This is a genomic window from Gordonia sp. LUNF6, assembly GCF_047041125.1.
Taxonomy (GTDB): Bacteria; Actinomycetota; Actinomycetes; order Mycobacteriales; family Mycobacteriaceae; genus Gordonia; species Gordonia sihwensis.
Genome location: NZ_CP178181.1, coordinates 3,078,012 through 3,102,151, shown reverse-complemented (window position 1 = coordinate 3,102,151; position 24,140 = coordinate 3,078,012). Strand labels below are relative to the sequence as shown.

Annotated in this window: 1 protein-coding gene (only partly in view); it reads left to right on the top strand. The window is 70.9% G+C overall.

Annotated elements, in window-relative coordinates; translation table 11 throughout:
• Window positions 1–187: 187 nt before the first annotated feature.
• Window positions 188–24,140, top strand: partial view of a non-ribosomal peptide synthase/polyketide synthase gene (locus ACK8HH_RS14465; protein ID WP_412475288.1) — the 5' portion only. 19,331 nt of this gene lie beyond the right edge of the window; the window shows 23,953 of its 43,284 coding nt (coding positions 1–23,953); the start codon lies at window positions 188–190; the stop codon falls past the right edge of the window.

Below are 24,140 nucleotides of genomic sequence, written 5' to 3'. Positions count from 1 at the left end.
GCGAGGCGGCCGACTCCGGCCCGGGGGTGGAATCCAGGCGGTTTCCGTCTACGCCGTAGGCGGGCTTAGAATTGACCACTTTGGGTACGAATATTTACGAGGTGATGCGCTAGTGACGGGCGATGCTCATGAGACTGACGACACACGAACAACTGTTCGTGCGGGTCAGGATGATGCTGCGGCCGGCATGGGGGAGTCGGCGCCCGGGCAGCGGGGTGTGCCCGCCGGAGCGTTCCCACTCTCCGCAGCGCAGTTCGGGCTGTGGCTGTCGCAGCAGCTGCATCCCGAAGTGCCGATCAACATGGCGCAGTACGTGGAGCTGCGCGGTCAGCTCGATCTCGACCTGCTCGAAGAATGCCTGATCGCCACCGGCAAGGAGATCGGATCCGGCTACCTGCGGATCATCGACGTCGACGGCCGCCCGTACCAGCTCGTCGACCGCGACATCGAGCAGTCGCTGGTCCGCGTCGATCTCTCTGAACGCCCCGATCCGGAGGCCGCGGCGCACGAGTGGATGCGCGCCGAGTACACGGCGCCGATCGATCTCGAGACCGGTCCGCTCTTCTGCTGTGCGGTCATCACGATCGGCCCCGACCACCACTACTGGTATGCGCGAGTGCACCACGTGGCGCTCGACGGCGTGGGTGCCATCACGTTGATGACCCGCGTGGCGGAGCTGTACACGCAGGCGCTCGACGGCGCGCCGCTGCCGTCCGATCCGGCGGACCACCTGCGCGAGCTGTACGAGGTCGAGGACGCCTACCGGTCGTCGCGCCGATTCGAATCCGACCGCGAGTACTGGGCGCAGGTCGTCGACGACATGCCCGAACCCGAGTCGTTCGCTTCGCGTCACGCCGCGCCGCAGGCGCTGAGCACCGTCGCGAGCACTGCACTGCCGCGCGATCTGGCCGAGGCGATGACGACCGACGGAGCCTCCTTCGCACCGGTCACCATCGCCGCGTTCGCGGCGTACTTCGGCCGGCTGACCGGAACCGACGACGTCCTGCTGTCGCTTCCCGTCTCGGCGCGCACCACCGCGCTGATGCGCCGGGCGGGCGGCATGGTCTCGAATGTGGTGCCGCTCCGGATCGCCGTGCCCGCGGACGCCACTGTCGACGCCCTCGTCGAATCGGTGCAGGTCCAGCTGGTGGGCGCGCTCCGCCACCAGCGCTACCGCACGGAGGACATCCGTCGCGACGCCGGTTCGCTCGGCGCGGACCGCGCCTATTTCGGCCCGGTCGTCAACATCATGATGGGTCTGGGCGACCTGCGCCTGGGCGCCATCGAATCACGACTGCACGTCCTCTCGTCCGGTCCGGTCGACGACCTGATGCTCAACCTGTACGAGACGGGTACCGGCAGCACCCACATCGACTTCATCGCGAACCCGGCCCGATACACCGAGGCCGAGAACGAGCGTCACCACGCCCGCTTCGTGGACTTCCTCAAGCGTTTCGTGGCCGCCGGAGCCGACACCGCGATCGGCGACCTCGAGGTCCTCGGCGCCGGCGAGCGCGAATGGCTGCTCTCGCGCGAGGGCGGCACCGCCGCGGAGCCACGCGGTTTCGGCGACATCCTGGCCGCTTCGGCCGCGGTGTACCCCGACCGGGTGGCCGTCGAGTTCGGAGGCACCGTCTGGACCTACCGGGAACTCGACGAACGCTCGAACCGCCTGGCACGTGTCCTGATCCGGCGAGGGGTGGGACCGGAGAGCCTGGTGGCGCTGGCGGTCCCGCGCTCGCTCGAATCGGTGCTGGCGATCTGGTCGATCGCGAAGGCCGGAGGCGCCTACCTGCCGATCGATCCGGGCTATCCGTCCGACCGCATCGCCCACATGGTGACCGACTCCGGCGCGGAGCACGGTCTGACGACCATCGCGAACCGCGCCGCCCTCCCGGACGGCGTCGATTGGCTCGCGCTCGACTCGCTGGAGGCGACCACCCTCGCCGACGCGGAGTCGGCCGCGCCGATCACCGACGCCGAACGGCTCGCCCCGGTCCGGCCCGACAACCCCGCTTACGTCATCTACACGTCCGGTTCCACCGGACTGCCGAAGGGCGTCGTGGTGCCCAACCGCGGGTTGTCGACGCTCGCCGAGGACCTGCGAGTGGTGTACTCGGTCTCATCCGACGCCCGGGTTGCCCAGTTCGCCTCCCCGAGCTTCGATGCGGCATTCGGTGAGATGCTCGCCGCGTGGGCTCATGGCGGAGCTCTCATCGTCGTACCGCCGACCGTGACCGGCGGCGACGAACTCGCGGGACTGCTCGCGGCCGCACGCGTGACCACGCTGGTCTCGACCCCGCCCGCCGCGCAGACGCTCGACCCGACCGGCCTGGACTCGATGCGCCGGGTGGTGACCGGCGGCGACGTGCTGCCCGCCGAACTCGCGGCGCGGTGGGACGGCCGGTTGCGCAACGCCTACGGTCCCACCGAGACCACGGTGATCGTCACGATCACCGAGCCACTGGCCGCCGGGACGCCGATCACGATCGGCGCGCCGATGAGCGGGGTTCGAGCGCTGGTGCTCGACCACCGCCTGCGGCCGGCGCCGGTCGGTGTCGCGGGCGATCTGTACATCGCCAATCCCGGTACTGCGCGCGGCTACCACGCCCGCCCGTCGCTGACCTCCTCGCGCTTCGTCGCCGATCCGTACGGCCCACCCGGCAGCCGCATGTACGCCACCGGCGACGTGGTCCGGTGGACCGACGACGGCGAGCTCGACTACATCGGGCGCTCGGACTTCCAGGTCAAGATTCGCGGCTTCCGCATCGAACTCGGCGAGATCGACGCCGTGATGGAGAACTGCCCGGGCGTCGACTTCGCCACTACGCAGGTCCGTACCGGTTCAGCCGGTCAGCCACAGCTGGTCACCTACGTGCTGGCCGAGGACGGCGTGGATCTGGACCCGTCGGGTCTGCGGATCGCCGCCGGACAGGTGCTGCCCGAATACATGGTGCCCGCCGCGGTGGTCGTGCTCGACGAGGTGCCGCTCACGGTGAACGGCAAGCTCGATCGCGCCGCCCTGCCCGATCCCGACTTCAGCGCGAGCACGGCGGAGTACCGCGAGCCGTCGACCGAGCTGGAGAAGCGGATCGCCGAGGTCTTCGCCGACGTCCTCGGTCTCGACCGTGTCAGCGCCGACGCGAGCTTCTTCGAGCTCGGCGGCGACAGCATCATCTCCCTGCAGTTGGTGTCGCGGGCCAAGAACCTCGGCATCGTCTTCACCGCGCGCGAGGTCTTCGAACAGCAGACGGTGGCCGGTCTGGCCCAGGTGGCGCGGACCGCCGACTCGGCAGAGGCGGAGCTGACCGAACTTCCGGGCGAGGGCGTCGGGCCGATGCCGCTGACCCCGGTGATGCACCAGATGCTCGAACTCGGACGCTACGAGGCGTTCGCACAGGCGCTGACCCTCGTCCTCCCGGCGGGCGCGAGCGATGAGGGCGTCGCCGCCACCATCGCCGCCGTCGTGGATCATCACGACATGCTGCGCGCGGTGCTGCGCGCGGACGGCCCCGAACCCGTCATCGTCACGCGACCGGCGGGCAGCGTGGACGCGACATCGCTGATCTCGAACGTTCCCGCCCGGGGACGCGCCGGATCGGCCGAGCTCGCGGAGCAGATCGGCCGAGTCGCGGCCGAGTCGGCGCGCCGCCTGAGTCCGGACACCGGTGTCATGGCGCAGTTCGTCCGACTCACGGGATCGGGCGAGACCGACGGAGACCGACTGGTCGCCGTCGTGCACCACCTCGCCGTCGACGGTGTGTCGTGGCGCACGCTGGTCCCCGACTTCGCACTCGCGTGGGTGAGCGTCTCCGCCGGCGCGACCCCGTCCCTTCCGCCTGTCGGAACCTCGATGCGCCGATGGGCGCACGGACTCGCCGAGGCCGCCCGCCGCGCCGACCGTGAGGCCGAGCTCGAGCACTGGCGGCGGATCGTCGCGGACGGCGACCAGCCGGTGGGCCGGCGCCCGCTCGATCCGCGGGTCGATGTGGCCGCCACTGAACGGCGGCTCGAGGTCCGGCTCAGCCCGGAGACCACGAGAGCCGTGCTCGCGGTGATTCCGCGGCAGTACCGTGCGGGCGTCAACGACGGTCTGCTCGCGGCGCTGGCGCTGGCGGTCGCCGCATGGCGCGGCGCGGACGGGCGACGCAGCATGCTCGTCGATCTCGAGGGCCACGGCCGTGAGGAGTCGGCGGTGCCCGGTGCCGATCTGGCACGGACCGTCGGCTGGTTCACCAGCGTGTACCCGGCTCGGCTCGACGTCGGCGACGTGGATCTGGACGCCGCGTTCGAGGGCGGGCCGAGTACGGCGGCGCTGCTCAAGACGATCAAGGAACAGCTGCGGCGGATTCCGGGTGAGGGCGTCGGCTACGGCCTGCTGCGGCACCTGAATCCCGATTCGCGCGCCGAGATGATGCAATGGCACCGCCCCGAGATCGCGTTCAACTATCTGGGCCGGCTGTCGTCAGGTGAGATTCCCGCCGAACTGCGCGCCGTGGGCTGGCTGCCCGACGGCGAGATGCTCGGCGCGGGTGCCCAGCGTCACGAGGACATGCCGCTCTCGGCCGCGCTGACGATCGATGCGATCGCCGCCGAAGACGGAGACGGCGTCGCACTCACTGCGACCTTCAGCTACGCCTCGGAGCTGCTCAGCGAGACCGAGGTGGTCGAACTCGCCGATCTGTGGGCGCGCGCCCTCGACGCGATGGCATCGCTGTCGCAGTCGCAGACCACGGGCGGCTTCACGCCCGCGGACCTTCCCCTGGTGAACCTCTCGCAGGAACAGATCGATGCGTGGGAGCGCGACTTCGAGTCGCTGTCCGACATCTGGTCGCTCTCACCGCTGCAGGAGGGTCTGCTGTTCCACGCCGGCCTCGCCGAGCACTTCGTGGACGTCTACACCGCGCAGATCGTGCTCGACCTGAGCGGCGAGGTCGACGCCGAACGCATGCGCGCGGCGGGCCAGGCGCTCGTCGACCGGCATCCCAGCCTGCGTGCCGCCTTCGTCTACGACGACACCGGCGTCCCCGCTCAGATCATCGTCGACGACGCGCGGCTGCCCTTCGAGTCGACGGATCTGTCAGACCTCGACGAGCAGGAGGCGCAGCGGACGGCGCGCGATCTGGTCACGTCGGATCGGGAGACTCGCTTCCGTCTCGACCGGCCGCCGCTGATCCGGATGCGGCTGATCCGCTTCTCGGACGGCGCGTACCGTCTGGCGCTGACCAATCACCACCTCCTGCTGGACGGCTGGTCGCTGCCTCTGGTGCTGACCGACCTTCTGGCGCTGTACGGCGCCAACGGCAACGGCTCGGGCATGGCCGCCGCGCCGAGTTACCGCGCCTATCTCGACTGGCTGTCGGGCCAGGACCCGCAGGCCTCGCTGGACGCGTGGTCGCGGGCCCTCGCCGGCCTCGACGAGCCGACCGTCCTCGCCCCGCAGTCGAGCGAGCTCGCGATGCCGACGCCCGAGGAACTTCTTCTGGACCTCGACGAGGATGTCGAGGCGGCGCTCGCCGCCGCCGCCCGGACGCTCGGTGTCACGGTGAACACCGTGGTGCAGGCCGCGTGGGGTGTGCTCCTGGCCCGCCTGACCAGTCGCTCGGACGTCGTGTTCGGCGCCACGGTCTCCGGCCGGCCGCCGCAGCTGCCGGGCGTGGAATCCACCGTCGGTCTCTTCATCAACACCGTTCCGGTCCGGGTTCGGCTCGACCGCACCGAATCGATCCGCGATCTCCTGCGCCGGGTGCAGGTCGAGCAGGCCGACCTGCTCGACCACCACTACACCGGACTCACCGATATCCAGCGGGCGGCGGGTCTCGGCCCCCTCTTCGACACGTTGACCGTGTTCGAGTCCTACCCGATCGACCGCTCGGTGCTCGCCGACGTCGACGCGGTCGCGGGCATGAGAGTGGTGGACGTCGAAGTCAACGATGCCACCCACTACCCGTTGACACTGGTGGCGCTGCAGGACCCGCGACTGCGGTTCAAACTGAAGTTCCTGCCGACGGCGTTCAGCGCCGAGGCCGCCGACCGACTGCTGACGAGGCTGGTCCGGGTGCTGGCGACCGTCGCCGCGGACCTCGACCGACCGGTCGCGTCCATCGACGTCCTCGACGAGGGGGAACGCGCGGCCCTGGCACCGATGACCCGGATGCCGGCGTCCGTCTCGGACACCGGGTTCGACCTCTTCGACACGGTCCGCAACGAACACGCCGACCGCCCCGCGGTGCGGTTCGACGGCGAAGAACTGACCTACCGGGAACTGTCCGGCCGCGCGGCGCGACTGGCACGGGCACTGCTCGACCGCGGCGTCGGCCCGGAGAGCTTCGTCGCCCTCGCGCTGCCCCGTTCGCTCGACTCGGTGGTCGCGATGTGGGCGGTGCTCGAGTCCGGAGCGGCCTTCGTGCCGGTGGACCCGAGCTATCCGGCCGACCGCATCGAGCACATGCTGACCGACTCCGGTGCGAGTGTCGGCATCACCGTCGCCGCACACGCCGCCGATCTTCCCGATGAGAGCACCGACTGGCTCGTGCTCGACGACTCCGTGCTGCGGGTGGAACTGGTGGGCCGATCGGCCGAACCGGTCACCCCCGCCGAGCGCGGCGGGGCATGCCGCCCGGACCAGGCCGCGTACATGATCTACACCTCGGGCACCACGGGTCTGCCCAAGGGCGTCATCGTGCCGAGGCACGGTCTGGAGAGCTTCGCGCTCGAACAGCGCGAGCGCTACCGCGTCACGCCCGATTCGCGGGTGCTGCACGTCGCCTCACCGAGCTTCGACGCCTCCGTCCTGGAGTTCGTGATGGCCTTCGGTACCGGCGCGCTCCTGGTCGTCTCACCGCCGACCGTCTTCGGCGGCACCGAACTGAGCGACCTGATCACACGCGAATCACTGAGCCACGTCTTCCTCACACCGTCGGCGCTGGCCACCATGGACCCCGAGCGGTTGGGCGAGCGTCCCGAGATCCTGGTGCTCGGAGGCGAAGCCGTCTCCGACGACCTCGTCGCCCGCTGGGCTCCCGGCCGCCAGGTGTTCAACGCCTACGGTCCCACCGAGACCACCGTCGTGGCCGCCGGCACCGACGCGCTGGTCGCGGGACGCCCGGTGACCATCGGCGGACCGATCCGCGGCACCGGCCTGCTGGTGCTCGACGAGGATCTGCGTCCGGTGCCGGTGGGAGCGGTCGGCGAACTGTACGTGACCGGCGCCGGTCTGGCTCGCGGTTACCACGCGCAGGCGGCACTGACCGCCGCTCGTTTCGTGGCGAACCCGGTCGGTGCTCCCGGCGACCGGATGTACCGCACCGGCGATCTGGTGCGGCCGAACGCCGACCTCGAACTGGAGTACATCGGCCGTTCGGACTTCCAGGTCAAGGTGCGCGGCCTGCGCATCGAGCTCGGGGAGATCGACGCGGTCCTCGCCACTCATCCGGACGTCGACTTCGTCGCGACCCTCGGGGTGGACGACGAACGCGGACAGACACAGCTGGTGGCGTACGTGCGGCCGGTGGGCGGCCGCGACGTGGACACCGCCGAGCTGATCGACCATGCGGCCCGTTCCCTCACCGGATACATGGTGCCGTCGGCGATCGTGGTCCTCGACGAGGTGCCGCTGACTCCGGTGGGCAAACTGGACCGGCGTGCGCTCCCGAAGCCGGAGTTCGAGTTCGCGGTGTCCGAGTACGTGGCTCCGGTGACGCCGCCCGAGGAGATCGTGGCGGCGGCCTTCGCCGACGTGCTCGGCCTCGACCGCGTCGGCGCCACCGATGAGTTCTTCGACCTCGGCGGCAACTCGCTGATCGCCACGCGGGTCATCGCCCGGGTGAACGCCGAACTCGGCACCGACATCGGCGTCCGCGATCTGTTCGAGGCACCGACGGTGGCCGCACTCGCCCTACGCGCCGAACGGTCGGCCGCCGGGGCGGGCAGGCTCGCGCTCACGGCGATGGAGCGGCCCGCGCACATTCCGCTGTCGCTCGCGCAGCAGCGCATGTGGTTCCTCAACCGCTACGACCCGGCCTCGGGGAACTACAACGTTCCGCTCGCCATCCGTCTGACCGGAGAACTCGACGTCGACGCGCTGCGTGCCGCGGTGCGCGACGTGATCGAGCGCCACGAGTCGTTGCGGACGGTGTTCCCGGATTCCGACTCCGGCGCCTACCAACAGGTGCTCGACGCCTCGCAGGTCGCCTTCCGGCTCGATCCGATCGCGGTCTCGGAGGACGAACTCGCCTCGCGCGCACTGGAACTCGGTGCGACTGGCTTCGACGTGACCGCTCAGGTCCCGATCCGCACGGCGTTGTTCCGGATCAGCGACGACGTTCACGTCCTCGCTCTGGTGATGCACCACATCATCGCCGACGGTTTCTCGATGGCGCCGCTGGCGCGCGATCTGGTCATGGCGTACACCGCCCGGACCCGGTCGAGTTCACCCGGCTGGGCCCCGCTGGAGGTCCAGTACGCGGACTTCGCGATCTGGCAGCGCGCGATGCTCGGCGACGAGTCCGATCCGCACTCGGTCGCGGCCGCCCAGATCGGATTCTGGCGCGAGGAACTCGCCGGTGTCCCCGAACTCCTGGAACTTCCGGCCGACCGACCGCGGCCCGAGGTGGCCTCGGGATCGGGCGGGCGCACCCGCGTCCGGATCGACGGGGCCCTGCGCGCCCGAGTCGAAGACGCCGCACGGCGTCACGGCGCCACTCCGTTCATGACCCTGCACGCCGCGCTGGCCGTCCTGCTCGCACGCGTGTCGGGGGAGAGCGACATCAGCGTCGGCACCCCGGTCGCGGGCCGCGGTGAGCGGCTGCTCGACGACGTCGTCGGCATGTTCGTCAACACCCTCGTCCTGCGGACACGAGTCGACGGCGCCGATTCGTTCAGCGACCTGCTAGCGAAGGTCAAGCACACCGATCTGGAGGCCTTCGAGCACGCCGACGTGCCGTTCGAACGGCTCGTGGAGATCCTCAACCCGGCCCGATCCACCGCGCACGCCCCGCTGTACCAGGTGCAGTTCGCCCTGGAGAACTTCGAGACCCCGACAGTGGACCTTCCGGGCTTGACCGTGGAGGCCGAGGGCATCGAGACCACCGTCTCCAAGTTCGACCTCGAGGTCACCGTGACCGAGCGCGCCGCCGGCTACGACGTGACGTTCGTCTACGCGACCGATCTCTTCGACGAGGACACCGCCGCCGGGTACGCGGAGCGATTCGTCCGCGCCCTCGACGCGCTGATCGCGGCACCGGACCGGCCGGTCGGCGACGTGGACCTGTTGCGGCCTCGCGAGCACGAGTTGCTCGAATCGTGGACCGCTGGACCGCAGGCACCTGCGCGCGCGACGCTCGTCGAGCGGTTCGAGGAGCAGGCCGCCCGGACTCCGGACGCCGTCGCCCTGGTGACGGGCGATGAGGTCCTGACCTACGCGGAGTTCGCGGCACAGGTGCACCGCCTCGCGCGGGAACTCCTCGCGTCGGGCGTGCGACCGGGCGACCAGGTCGGTCTGGCGATGCGCCGGTCCCGTCACCTGGTGGTCGGCATGTACGCGATCCTGGCGGCGGGCGGCGCCTACGTCCCGCTCGACCCGGCCCACCCAGCCGAGCGCAACGCGCATGTGATCGACACCGCCGATCCGCGGCTGATTCTGACCACGTCCGCCGACTCGGCCGCGCTGCCCGTCGATCGCGAGCTGCTGCAGATCGACGGACTCGACCTGGGCGCACACCCGGACGGGCCGCTCACCGACGCCGAGCGCGGCGGTGTGCTGCGTCCCGAGTCGGCGGCGTACACGCTGTTCACCTCGGGTTCCACCGGGCTGCCGAAGGGCGTCACCGTGCCACATGCGGCGGCTGCCAATCAGCTCGACTCGATGCAGCGCGAATACCGTCTCACCGCAACCGATGTGGTGCTGCAGAAGACACCGATGACGTTCGACGCGTCCGTGTGGGAGTTCTTCTGGCCGCTTCAGGCGGGCGCACGACTGGTGCTGGCGGGGCCCGACGGTCATCGGGACCCGGCTCAGCAGGCGCAGTTGGCGGCCGAGCACTCGGTGACCGTGGTGCAGTTCGTGCCGTCGATGCTGCCGCTGGTGGTCGAGACCTTCGCCGAGCGCGCAGTGACCTCGTTGCGGCTGCTGTTCTCCGGCGGCGAGGTGCTGCCGGCATCGGTCGCAGAAGACGTCATGGAACGCCTGCGCACCGAGGTGCACAACCTGTACGGCCCCACCGAGTCGGCGATGCAGGTGACGCGCCGCGCGGCCGGTGCCGGAGCCGGTTCGGTGCCCATCGGTTCGCCCGTCGAGGGCGTGCGCGTGCACGTGCTCGACACCCGGCTGCGTCCGGTCCCGGTCGGCACGCCCGGCGAACTGTACCTCGCGGGCGCGCAGCTGGCTCGGGGCTACGCGGGCCGTCCCGACCTGACGGCCGAGCGATTCGTCGCCGCACCGTACGACGCGGCGGGCGAGCGGATGTACCGCACCGGCGACCTGGTCCGGTGGACCGCGGACGGCGAACTCGAGTTCCTCGGCCGCACCGACGACCAGGTGAAGCTGCGCGGCCTGCGCATCGAGCCGGGCGAGATCGAGGCGGCGCTGGCCGCCCATCCCGGAGTCGATCAGGCGGTGGTGACCCTGCACCACGGGGAGCACACCGGCGATGCGCTCGTCGCATACGTCTCGGCCGCTCCCGGTACCGAGCGGGTGACTCAGGAAGATCTGAAGTCTCATGTGTGCGCTCGGGTGCCCGGCTACATGGTGCCGTCGCTGTTCATCGTGCTCGACGAACTGCCCGTCGGTGCCAGCGGCAAGATCGACCGCCGTGCGCTCCCGGCACCGGAGCTGGTGCTCAGCGCCGGGGTGTACGTCCCTCCGCGCAACCCGGTCGAGGAGATCATCGCGACGATCTTCGCGGAGACGATCGGCGTCGAGCGCGTGGGTGCGACCGACGACTTCTTCGCCGTGGGCGGCAACTCGCTCGTCGCCACCCGGGTGATCGCGCGACTCAACGACGCGTTGGGCACCGACGTCGGAGTCCGCGAGATCTTCGAGGCCCCGACCGTCGCCGAACTCGCCGTGGTGGCCGAGCAGCGGACGGGTGCGGTACGGCCCAAGCTGGTGGCGCGCGAGCGCACCGAACCGGCACCGTTGTCGCTGGCTCAGCAGCGCATGTGGTTCCTGAACCGATTCGATCGGGATTCCGCGGCCTACAACATGCCCTTCGCCATCCGGTTGACCGGTGCGCTGGACGTGTCCGCGATGCGCGCGGCGATGCTCGACGTCTGCGAGCGTCACGAGGCCCTGCGCACCGTGTACCCCGATTCCGCCGACGGACCCCGACAGGTGGTGCTGCCGGTGCGAGATGTGGCGGCGACCGCCGACCTCGTCGAGGTGGCGGTCGCGGAGGCCGACCTCGAAGCGGAAGTCGTCGCGCTCGCGACGGCACCCTTCGACGTCACCGCCGCACCGCCGGTCCGCGTGCACCTGTTGGCCGTGGGCCCCGACGAACACGTCTTGGTCTTCGTCCTGCACCACATCGCCTTCGACGGGTGGTCGTCGGCTCCGCTGGCCCGCGATCTGATGATCGCGTACGTCGCACGGACCGCCGGACAGCCGCCGGAGTGGTCGCCGCTGCCCGTGCAGTACAGCGACTTCGCCGTCTGGCAGCGGGAACTGCTCGGCGACGAGAACGATCCGGCATCGCTGGCCGCGCAGCAGCTGGCCTACTGGCGCGCCGAACTCGCCGATCTTCCCGACGTGCTGGAGCTGCCGACCGATCGGCCGCGGCCGGCACAGCAGTCGTTCCGAGGCGGAGACGTCGCCTTCACCTTGAGCCCCGAACTGCATGCGGCGCTGCTCGAGGTGGCTCGCTCCACCGACACGACGCTCTTCATGGTGGTCCATGCGGCACTGTCGGCGCTGCTCGGACGACTCTCGGGCAGTGACGACATCGCGATCGGCACGCCGATCGCCGGCCGCGGTGAAGCCGCGCTCGACGATGTGGTCGGCATGTTCGTCGGCACCCTGGTGCTGCGCACGGAGATCGACGAGAACGCGGCCTTCACCGATCTGCTGGCGCAGGTGCGCGAGCGAGACCTGGGTGCCTTCACCAACACCGAGATCCCGTTCGAGCGTCTCGTGGACGCGCTCAACCCGACCCGGTCCGCGGCGTACCACCCGCTGTTCCAGGTCTCACTGTGGTTCCAGAACATCGCGCGCGCCGAGCTGGAGCTTCCCGGGCTCACCGTCTCCCCCGCCGAGTTCGAGACCGGTCTGTCGCGGTTCGACCTGCAACTCACCGTGACCGACCGGACCGACGCCGAAGGCGCGCCGGGGGAGATCGACGTGGTGCTCACCTACGCCGAGGATCTGTTCGACAGGTCGACGGCGGAGCGTTTCGGCGACCGATTCACGTCGGTGCTGACACAGGTGGCGGCCGATCCCGCGGTGGTGGTCGGCGACATCCCGATCATCGGCGACCAGGAGCGGACCCGGGTCCTGGAGACCTGGAACGCCACCGATCACCGGATCGAATCCATCGATGCGGACAGCGACACGCTCGTGTCCCTCTTCGACGCGCAGGTGGCGCGATCGCCCGAAGCCACCGCCCTCGTATACGAGGGCGAGCAGATCACGTACGCGGAGTTCGACGCGCGAGCCAACCGTCTGGCACGGCATCTCATCTCGATGGGTGTCGGTCCGGAGTCGTTGGTCGGCCTGTCGATCCGCCGTTCGATCGATCTGCTCGTCGGCATGTACGGCATCCTCAAGGCCGGCGGCGCCTACGTGCCGCTCGATCCGGACCACCCCGCGGAGCGCAACGGATACGTTCTGGAGAGCGCCTGCCCGGTGACGGTCGTGACCACGACCGCCGACTCCGGAGCGGTCCCCGCGGACGTGCCGACGCTCGAGATCGACGTCCTCGACCTGTCCGGCGTCGCGGGCACCCCGGTGACCGACGCGGACCGCCGTTCGCCGCTGCGCCCGCAGAATCCGGCGAACCTGATCTACACCTCCGGCTCCACCGGCCGTCCCAAGGGCATCGCGGTGCCGCATGCCGGTCTGGTCAATCAGCTGTGCTGGATGCAGGGCGAATACCAGCTGACCGCCGACGACGCGGTGATGCTCAAGACCCCGATGACCTTCGACGTCTCCGTGTGGGAGTTCTTCTGGACCCTGCAGACCGGTGCCCGCCTCGTCATCGCCCGTCCGGACGGCCACCGGGACCCCGAGTACCTGTCGACGCTGATGCGCGAGCAGAACGTCACCGTGGTCCAGTACGTCCCGTCGATGCTGGCGATGTTCGTGTCGAGCTCGTCCGCGCGGATCCCCGACACCGTCCGCGCCGTGATCGCGATCGGCGAGGCGCTGCCGATCGAGACCGCCGAGGCCTTCCGCGAACTCTCCGCCGCGCCGCTGGACAACCTGTACGGACCCGCGGAGGCGTCGCTGGCCGTCACCTACTGGCGTCACACCGAAGCCGACCAGGGCGTGGTCCCGATCGGCGTCCCGATGTGGAACACCCGCCTGTACGTGCTCGACTCGCGCCTGCAGCCGGTGCCTCCGGGCGTCGCGGGAGAGCTGTACCTGTCGGGCGTCCAGCTGGCGCGCGGCTATCACGGTCGTCCCGACCTGTCGGCGGACCGGTTCGTCGCCGATCCGTTCGGCGCCCCGGGCGAGCGGATGTACCGCACCGGCGACCTGGTCCGGCACCGCGCCACCCCGGACGCCGACGACGCGGGGGTCCTCGAGTACATCGGCCGCACCGACTTCCAGGTCAAGGTGCGCGGAAACCGCATCGAGCTCGGCGAGATCGAGGCGGCCCTGCTGTCCGCGCCCGGCGTCACGCAGGCGGTGGTGCTGGTGCGCCACGACCCGCACACCGGCGACCAGCTGGTCGGCTACGTGGTGGCGCCCGCGGACGTGACCGGCGAGTCGGTCGCGGCGCATGCGGCGGGATCGCTGCCCTCGTACATGGTCCCGGCGGCCGTGGTGGTGATGGACGAGTTCCCCCGGAACAGCAGCGACAAGCTGGACCGGAAGGCGCTGCCCGAGCCGTCCTTCGACCTGCTCGCCGCCGAGTACGTGTCTCCGCGCGACCCGGTCGAGGAGATCATCGCGGGCGTTTTCGCCGGCGTCCTCGGTCTGCCGCGGATCAGCGTCGAGGAGAGCTTCTTCGACGCCGGCGGCAACTCTCTGATCGCGACCCGAGTGATCTCGCAGGTCAGCGACGCACTCGGCGTCGACCTCGGGGTACGCGACCTGTTCGACGCGCCGACGGTCGCCCAACTGGCCGCCCGCGTGGAGCAGAGCGGGGGCGCTTCGCGGCCCGCACTGACCCGGGCCGACCGCGGCGACACCGCACCGCTGTCGCTGGCACAGCAGCGGATGTGGTTCCTCAACCGGTTCGATCCGGCCTCGCCGGCCTACAACCTCCCCCTGCCGGTCCGGATGACCGGTCCGCTCGATGAGCCCGCTCTGCAGGCCGCAGTCCGCGACCTCCTCGACCGGCACGAGTCGCTGCGGACCCGGTTCCCCGACTCCGACAGCGGTCCGTACCAGCAGATCCTGCCGGTCGGCGACGCGGTGCCCGACCTGCGCCCGATCGAGGTCACCCGGGACGGCGTGCAGCAGGCGGTCGCGAAGGCCGTCATGACCGGATTCGACGTCACCGCCGAGGTGCCGCTGCGGGTTCGGCTGCTCCGGGTCACCGACGGTGACCCGCGCGGCGAGCACGTGCTCGTCCTGGTGCTTCACCACATCTCCGGCGACGGTCTGTCGATGGCGCCGCTGGTGCAGGACGTGATGGTGGCCTACGGCGCGCGGGCGGCCGGCGAGCAGCCGGCCTGGGCGCCGCTGGAAGTGCAGTACGCCGATTACGCGATCTGGCAGCGCGACGTGCTCGGCGATCCCGCGGACTCCTCGTCAGTGGCCGCCGCCCAGATCGATTACTGGCGCGAGACCCTCGCCGGGCTGCCCGACCGCCTCGAACTGCCCACCGATCACGAACGCCCGCAGGTGCAGTCGATGCGCGGCGCCATCCATCGCACCCCGATCGGCGCCGAGCTCTACTCCGCGATCGGCGCGTACGCCCGCGCCCGGGGCGTCACGCCGTTCATGGTCCTGCACGCCGCCTATGCGACCGTCTTGGCCGGGTTGACGGGTACCGCGGACATCGCTGTCGGCACCCCCGTCGGCGGTCGTGGCACGCGTGCGCTCGACGACCTGATCGGCATGTTCGTCAACACGCTCGTGCTGCGCACCCGGGTGCGTCCGGACGAGAGCTTCGATGCGCTCGTGGCTCAGGTCCGCGCCGCGGACCTCGCGGCCTTCGAGCACGCCGAGGTCCCGTTCGAGCAGCTGGTCGAGGTTCTCGACGTCACGCGCTCCACCGCGCATTCGCCGCTGTTCCAGGTGGCGCTCGCACTGCAGTCCGAGGCCCCGACGAGCTTCGAGATGGCGGGGCTGGACGTCGAGGCCGTCGACGTCTCGACCGACACGGCCAACATCGATCTCCAGCTCACGGTGCGCGAGAACACCGAGGTCGGCGCCGAAGCCGTCTTCACCTACGCCGCCGATCTCTTCGACGAGCCGACCGTCGAGTCGTTCGGCGACCGCCTGGTCCGCATCCTGCGGGCAGCGGTCGAGGCTCCCGAGACCGCCGTCGGCGATCTTCCTCTCCTCGGCGACGCCGAGCGCGCCGACCTCGTGGACCGGCGCGGCGGGGACGCGGCGGAGCCGCGGACCCTCGCCGATCTGTTCGGCGCCACCGCCGGGCGGCACGCCGACCGCGTCGCTGTCGAGTTCGACGGGCAGAGCCTGACCTACGCCGAGCTCGCCGAGCGCTCCAACCGGCTGGCGCGACGGCTGATCGACCACGGTGCCGGCCCCGACACGGTGGTCGCCCTCGCCATGACCCGATCGATCGACGCGATGGTCTCGATCTGGGCCGTGGCGGCCGCCGGAGCGGCCTACCTGCCGATCGATCCGAAGCTGCCCGCCGACCGCATCACGCACATGGTCTCCGACTCCGGCTCGGTGATCGGTCTGACGCATTCGGCCACCGCCGACACCCTGCCGTCGCAGGCGCGGCCGGTCGACGGCTGGACCCTTCTCGACGACGCAGCGCTGGCGGAGGATCTGGCGGGCCGCTCGGGCGCACCGCTCACCGATGCGGACCGGCGTGCGCCGCTGACCGTCGACGACCTCGCCTACGTGATCTACACGTCCGGCACCACCGGTCTGCCCAAGGGCGTCGCGGTGCCGCACCGCGGGCTGTCGACGCTGGCCGACGACGTCGTCGGGTACTACGAGACCTATCCGGGCGCGCGGATGCTGCAGTTCGCGGCGATCAGCTTCGACGCCGCCGTCGGCGAGATCCTCGCGACCTTCTGCGCGGGTGCGACGATGGTCATCGCCCCGACCGACCTCTACGGCGGTGCCGAACTGGCGGGCTTCATCCGCGATCAGCGGATCACGTCCTTCGTCGGCGCGCCGAACGCGGTGCAGACGGTCGACGCGAGCGAACTCGACCTGGTGACCCGCGTGGTGGTGGGCGGCGACGTGTGTCCGCCGGAACTGGTCGCCCGCTGGGGCGGGAGGCTGCGCAACGCGTACGGGCCCACCGAGACCACCGTGATCGTCACGATGACCGATCCGCTCGCCGCGGGCGAGCCGATCACGATCGGCTCGGCGATGAGCGGCGTGCACACCCTGGTTCTCGACGACCGGCTGCGGCCGGTCCCGGTCGGGACGCCGGGCGAGCTGTACATCACCAACGCCGGCCTCGCGCGCGGCTACCTCGGCCGGCGCGGTCTCACCGCCGAGCGGTTCGTCGCGAACCCGTACGCGGTGGGGAAGCGGATGTACCGCACCGGCGACGTGGTGCGCTGGACCGCAGACGGCGAACTCGCCTACATCGGCCGATCCGACTTCCAGCTGCAGATCCGCGGCTTCCGCGTCGAACTCGGCGAGATCGACGCCGCGCTCACCTCGCACCCCGACGTGGCCTTCGCCGTCACGTTGGGTGTCCCCGGACCGGCCGGCGACACCGTGCTGGTCGGCTACGTCCAGCCGGTGGCCGGAGCTGTCGTCGACACCGATGCGCTGGCGGCGCACGCCGCGCACCGGCTGCCGCCGTACATGGTCCCCGCGGTCATCATGGTGATCGACGAGGTGCCGTTGACCCCGATCGGCAAGGTCGACCGCAAGGCGCTGCCCGCACCGGAGTTCACCCGCGCGGCGGTTCACGTCGCGCCGGTGGGCGAGGTGGAGGTCGGCGTGGCCGAGGTGGTCGGCCGGGTGCTCGGTGCCGAGCGCGTCGGCGCCACCGACGACTTCTTCGACCTCGGCGGCAACTCGCTGATCGCGACGCGCGTCGTCGCGCAGATCAACGCCGAGTTCGGCTCCGACCTGGGAGTGCGGGATCTTTTCGAGGCACGGACCGTCGCCGAACTCGCCACCCGCGTGTCTCGAGGCTCGGCCGACGGCCGCCCGGCGCTGACGCCGCGTGAGCGGGCGGCGCGGGCACCGCTGTCTCTGGCGCAACAGCGAATGTGGTTCCTCAACCGGCTCGACCCCTCGTCGGCGGCGTACAACATCCCGCTGGCGGTCCGGCTCACCGGTGAGCTCGACGCCGATGCCTTCGGCGCCGCGCTGGGCGACGTGGTCGCGCGGCACGAGACGCTGCGCACCGTCTACCCCGATGCGGGGGACGGCGGGCACCAGCAGATCCTCGACGCGGAATCGGCGGGACTGGACCTGATCCGTGACCGGGTCGGCCCGGACGAGGTGGCGGGCCGCGTCGCGGCGCTGGCCACCGAAGGCTTCGACGTGACCGCCGAGGTCCCCATCCGCGCCGCTCTGCTGCGGGTGGCGGAACCGGGCGAGGACGTGACCGATCACGTCTTCGTGCTGGTCCTGCACCACATCGCGTCCGACGCGTCGTCGCTGGCACCGCTGGTCCGCGACGTCATCACCGCCTACACCGCCCGCGCAGCGGGTCACGCCCCGGACTGGGCGCCGTTGCCGGTGCAGTACGCCGACTACGCGATCTGGCAGCGTGAGCTCCTCGGAGACCTGGACGACCCGCACTCGCGCGGTGCACGCCAGCTGGCCTACTGGACCAAGGCGCTCGCCGGGCTCCCCGATCAGCTCGACCTGCCCACCGACCGGTCGCGCCCGGCGCGTCCGTCGATGCGCGGTGGCCGTGTGGAGTTCACCATCGACGGTGAAGTGCATCGCGCGGTCACCGAGATCGGTCGCGCGCACGGCGCGTCGACGTTCATGGTGATGCATGCGGCGCTCTCGGTGCTGCTGGCCCGACTGTCGGCCACCACCGACATCGCGATAGGCACCGCGGTCGCCGGCCGCGGGGAACCCGAACTCGACGGGCTCGTCGGCATGTTCGTCAACACCCTGGTCCTGCGCACCGTGGTGGAGCCCGAAGTCGACTTCGCCGGTGTCCTCGCTCAGACGCGCGCCACCGACCTGGCCGCGTTCGGGCACACCGAACTGCCCTTCGAGCGTCTGGTCGAGGCGATCAGCCCCACCCGCTCGCAGTCGCACCATCCGCTGTTCCAGGTGGCGCTCGACTTCCAGAATGCGGGCGAGGTCGCGGTGGAGCTGCCGGGCCTGGCCATCGCGCCGGAGCAGATCAGCGCCGACGTCGCGAAGTTCGACCTGCAGCTGACGGTCGCCGAGACCGTCGACGAATCGGGTACTCCGGCCGGGATGCGGGCCTCGTTCGACTACGCCACCGACCTCTTCGACGCGTCGACCGTCCAGGTCTTCGCGGAGCGGCTCGTGCGCATCCTGTCGACCGTGGTCGTGGACCCGACGGTGCCGATCGGCGACGTCCCGATCCTGTCGCCGACCGAGAGCGACGAGTTGAGCGCGGTCGCCGGCCCGGCGTCCGTGGCGCCCCGCACCTTCCCGCAGATCCTGGCCGACGCCGTCGCCGACGATCCGAACCGGATCGCGGTGGAGGAGGGCTCCGCGGCGCTCACCTATCGTCAGCTCGACGAGCGGTCGAACCAGCTGGCCCGGCTGCTGGCCGAGCGCGGCATCGGCACCGGCGATTACGTCGCGGTCGCCATGCCGCGATCGATCCGCACCGCGACTGCCGTCTGGGCGATCGTCAAGACCGGCGCGGCGTTCCTGCCGATCGATCCGAGCTATCCGGCCGACCGCATCGCGCACATGCTGACCGATTCGGGTGTACGGATCGGTCTCACGACGTCGACCGAGCGTCCCGAGCTCTCCGGTGAGGTCGACTGGATCGTCTTCGACGAGATCGATGCGCTGCTGGCGGCCGAGTCGGTCGCCGAGGTGACCCCGGTGCGCCGCATGCGCGTGGACTCGCCGGCCTACGTCATCTACACCTCCGGGTCCACCGGTCTGCCCAAGGGCGTCGTGGTGACCCATCGGGGACTGGCGAACCTGGTCGCGGAGCAGCGCGCGCACATGCAGCTGGTCCCCGGCTCGCGGTCGCTGCAGTTCGCGTCACCGAGTTTCGACGCCTCGGTGTTCGAGATGATGATGGCCTTCGGCAGCGCGTCGACGATGGTCGTCGCGCCCGCGGGGCTGCTGGGCGGCGTGGAACTGTCGGACTTCCTGCGCGCGAACCGGGTGACCCACGCCTGCATCACGCCGGCCGCGCTGGCCGCGGCCGATCCGCAGGGACTGGACGACCTGCGCGTGCTGGCCGTGGCGGGCGACGCCTGCCCGCCCGAACTCGTGGCCCGCTGGGCACCCGAGCGCACCATGCTGAACCTGTACGGACCCACCGAGACCACCGTCTGGTGCACGGTGTCCGAGCCCCTGCGTGCGGGTGCGCCGATCACGATCGGCGCACCGACGCGCGGCTTCCGGCTGACCGTGCTCGACGGCCGCCTCCGGCCGGCTCCGGTGGGAGTGGCCGGTGAGCTCTACCTCGCCGGACCGGCCTTGGCCGCCGGCTACCACGATCGCGCCGGGCTGACCGCCGAGCGATTCGTCGCGAACCCGTTCAGCGAGGGCGAGCGGATGTACCGCACCGGCGACGTGGTCCGGTGGACGCGCGACGGGCGGCTCGAGTACGTCGGCCGCTCGGACTTCCAGGTCAAGGTCCGCGGCTTCCGCATCGAACTCGGCGAGATCAGCGGCGCGCTCTCGTGCCACGACAGCGTCGGATTCGTCACCACGGAGGGCGTCACCGCACCCGACGGCGGCACCGCGCTGGTGTCGTACGTGCTGCCCGCTCCCGGACACGTGGTCGACGAGGTCGCGCTGAAATCGTTCGCGGCGGAGTTCCTGCCCGCGTACATGGTTCCCGCTCAGGTCGTCGCACTCGACGAGGTCCCGCTCACGCCTGCGGGCAAGCTGGACCGCCGGGCACTGCCCGCGCCGTCGTTCACCATCGAGGAGGGCGACTACCAGGCGCCCCGCAGCCTCACCGAGGAGATCGTCGCAGGCGTCTTCGCCGAGGTCCTCGGCCTCGAGCGCGTCAGCGTCAGCAGCGGGTTCTTCGACCTCGGCGGCAACTCGCTGTCGGCGACGAAGGTCACCGCGCGCGTCGGCGCGGCGCTCGGCGTGCGCGTCGGGGTCCGCGACCTGTTCGACGCCCCGACGGTGGCCGAGTTCGCCGCCCATCTGGAGACGGCGACCGCCGACGAGCGGCCTCCGCTCACGGCCCGCCCGCGTCCGGATCGGATTCCGCTGTCGCTGGCCCAGCGCCGGATGTGGTTCCTCAATCAGTTCGACACGGAGTCGGCCGCGTACAACGTGCCCCTGGCCGTGCGGTTGAGCGGCGAACTCGACGTCGCCGCCCTCGAACAGGCAGTGGAGGACGTGCTCGCGCGTCACGAGGTGCTCCGCACCGTGTACCCGGACTCCGCCGACGGTCCCTACCAGGAGATTCTCCCGGCCTCTCGCGTGGACATCACGCCGATCCCGGTGACCGAGGCCGAGGTCGTCGCGCGCGCGGTCGACCTGATCTCCGAGGGCTTCGACGTGACCGCGCGGCCGCCGGTGCGGATCGCGCTGCTGGAGCAGAGCCCCCGCGAGCACGTGCTCGTGGTCACCATGCACCACATCACGGCCGACGGTGCGTCGGTCGCGCCCCTCGCCCGCGACATCATGGTCGCGTACACCGCGCGTGCCGCCGGTGCGGCGCCGCAGTGGTCGCCGTTGCCGGTCCAGTACGCCGACTACGCGCTCTGGCAGGGCGAGACGCTCGGCGACGTGGACGATCCGGAGTCACTGCTGGGGCGCCAGCGCGATTACTGGACCGATCGCCTCGCCGGTCTGCCCGAGGTGCTGGACCTGCCGATGGACCGGCCGCGTCCGGCGGTCCAGTCGACGGCCGGTGCGGGCAGCCCGTTCACGATCGACGCCCGCCTGCACAGGCGGCTCCTCGAGGTCGCGGAGGCGCACGACGCGACCCTGTTCATGGTGCTGCACGCGGCCTTCGCCGCGCTGCTGTCCCGGTTGGGCCGCGAATCCGACATCGCGATCGGCACGCCCGTGGCCGGGCGCGGCGAGCAGTCACTCGACGAGTTGGTCGGCGTGTTCGTCAACACCCTGGTGCTGCGTACCCGCGTCGACGGCGGTGCGAGCTTCGCCGACCTGCTGGCGCAGGTCCGGCAGAACGATCTCGCCGCGTTCACCCACGCCGACATGCCCTTCGAGCAACTCGTCGACGTGCTGGCGCCGTCGCGGTCGACGGCGGTCTCGCCGCTGTTCCAGGTGATGTTCACCATGCAGAACAACGCCCCGGCGAGCTTCGACCTGCCGGGTCTGTCGGTGAGCGGACTCACCTCCGACTTCGATGTCGCCAAGTTCGATCTGCAGCTGACCGTGACCGACCGGCGGGACGCCGACGGGTCGCCCGCCGATCTGCCCGCGACGTTCAGCTACGCCACGGCGCTGTTCGACCGGACGACCGTCGAACGCTTCGCCGAGGCCTACCTCGCGGTCCTGCACGGGATCTGCGACGACGCCGACCGCATCGTCGGCGACGTGCCCGTCACCTCCGCGCAGGACCGAGCCGACCTGGCCGCGGTCAACACGACCGCTGCTCCGGTGGAACCGGGCACGCTCGCGGGAGTGTTCGCCGCGCAGGCCGCGCGCACTCCGGACGCCACGGCGCTGGTGTTCGGCTCCGGCGCCTCCCGGCAGAGCCTCACCTACGCGGAGTTCGACGCCCGGACCAACGCGCTCGCACGGATGCTGATCGACGCGGGCGTGGGACCGGACGTCCCGGTGGCACTCGGCCTTCCGCGGTCGCTGGAACTGCTCACCGCGATGTACGCGATCGTCAAGGCCGGCGGCGCCTACGTCCCGGTCGATCCCGACCATCCCGCCGAGCGCACCCTGTACGTGCTCGACTCCGCCTCGCCCGCCGTGCTGCTGACGGCGTCGGACACCGACCTTCCCGCGCCCGACGGGTTGCCGGTGTGGACCGTCGACACGGTGGACCTCGACGGATGGTCGACAGCGCCGATCACCGATGCCGAGCGGTCGGCGCCGCTGCGCGGGACGAACACCGCGTACGTCATCTACACCTCCGGTTCCACCGGCCGCCCCAAGGGCGTCGCGGTGCCGCATTCGGCGATCGTGAATCGCCTCGCCTGGATGCAGCACGAGTACGCGCTCACCCCGGACGACGTTGTGGCGCAGAAGACCCCCGCGACCTTCGACGTGTCGGTGTGGGAGTTCTTCTGGCCGCTGCAGGTGGGCGCGTCGCTCGTCATCGCGCAGCCGGACGGGCACCGCGACCCGCTGTACCTCGCCGAGCTGTTCGAGGCGGAGTCGGTCACCACCGCGCACTTCGTCCCGTCGATGCTGTCGGCGTTCACCGGGGCGGTGGCTCCGGGATCGGTCGGCTCGCTGCGCCAGGTGTTCTGCTCGGGCGAGGCACTGACGCCGCGGGCCGCGCAGGCCTTCGCGGCGTTGAGCGATGCGCGTCTGCACAACCTCTACGGCCCCACCGAGGCGGCCGTCGACGTCACCTACCACGAGGTCACCCCGGCCGACACGGCCGCCGTGCCGATCGGCGCCCCGGTGTGGAACACCGGAGTCCACGTCCTCGACGACCGTCTGCATCCGGTGCCGGTCGGCGTGGCAGGCGAACTGTATCTCGCCGGCGTGCAGCTGGCGCGCGGTTACGTGGGACGCGCGGACCTCACCGCCGACCGCTTCGTGGCGAACCCGGCGGCCGACGGGGAGCGGATGTACCGCACCGGCGACCTGGTCCGATGGGTCCGGACCGACGGCGGGCTGGAACTGGACTACATCGGCCGCACCGACTTCCAGGTCAAGCTTCGCGGTCTGCGCATCGAGCTCGGCGAGATCGAGGCGGCGCTGCTCGATCAGCCGACGGTCGCGCAAGCCGTCGTGGTGGTGCGCGAAGACGTTCCGGGCGCACAGCAGCTCGTCGGCTACGTCGTCGGCGACGTCGCGTCCGGTGAACTCGATGTCGACGCTCTCACCGAGGCGATCTCGGCTCGCCTGCCGGAGTACATGGTGCCCACGGTGCTGATGCCGCTCGACGAGTTCCCGTTGAACGCCTCGGGCAAGCTCGACCGCAAGGCGCTGCCCGCGCCCGACCGGACCGAGTCGGTCACGCAGTACCGCGCACCGGCCGACCGTGTCGAGACCGTGCTCTGCGATCTGGTCGCCGAACTGCTCGGTCTCGACCGCGTGGGTGTGGACGACTCCTTCTTCGCGCTGGGCGGCGACTCGATCATGGCCATTCAGCTGGTCTCGCGCGCCAAGCGCGAGGGCATCGTCCTGCGTCCGGCCCAGGTCTTCGAGCACCGCACCGTCGCCGCGCTGGCGCGGGTGGCCGCCGCCGAGGCCGCAGCCGGCCTGGACGAGCTGCCGGGAGGCGGGGTCGGCGAGGCACCGCTGACGCCGATCATGCACTGGATGATCGAAGACCTCCGTGCGTACGACGAGTTCTCCCAGGCCGTGCTCCTGACGCTCCCCGAGTCCGTCGAGGAGTCGGATCTGGCGGCCGCGATCGCCATGCTGCTCGACCACCACGACGTCCTGCGCGCCCGCCTCGTCACGAGTACCGGAACCGCTGCCGACGCCACCGGTCTGTCCATCGGCCCGGTGGGCTCGGTTCCGGCGGCCGGACTGCTGACCCGCGTCGACGTCGACGCCG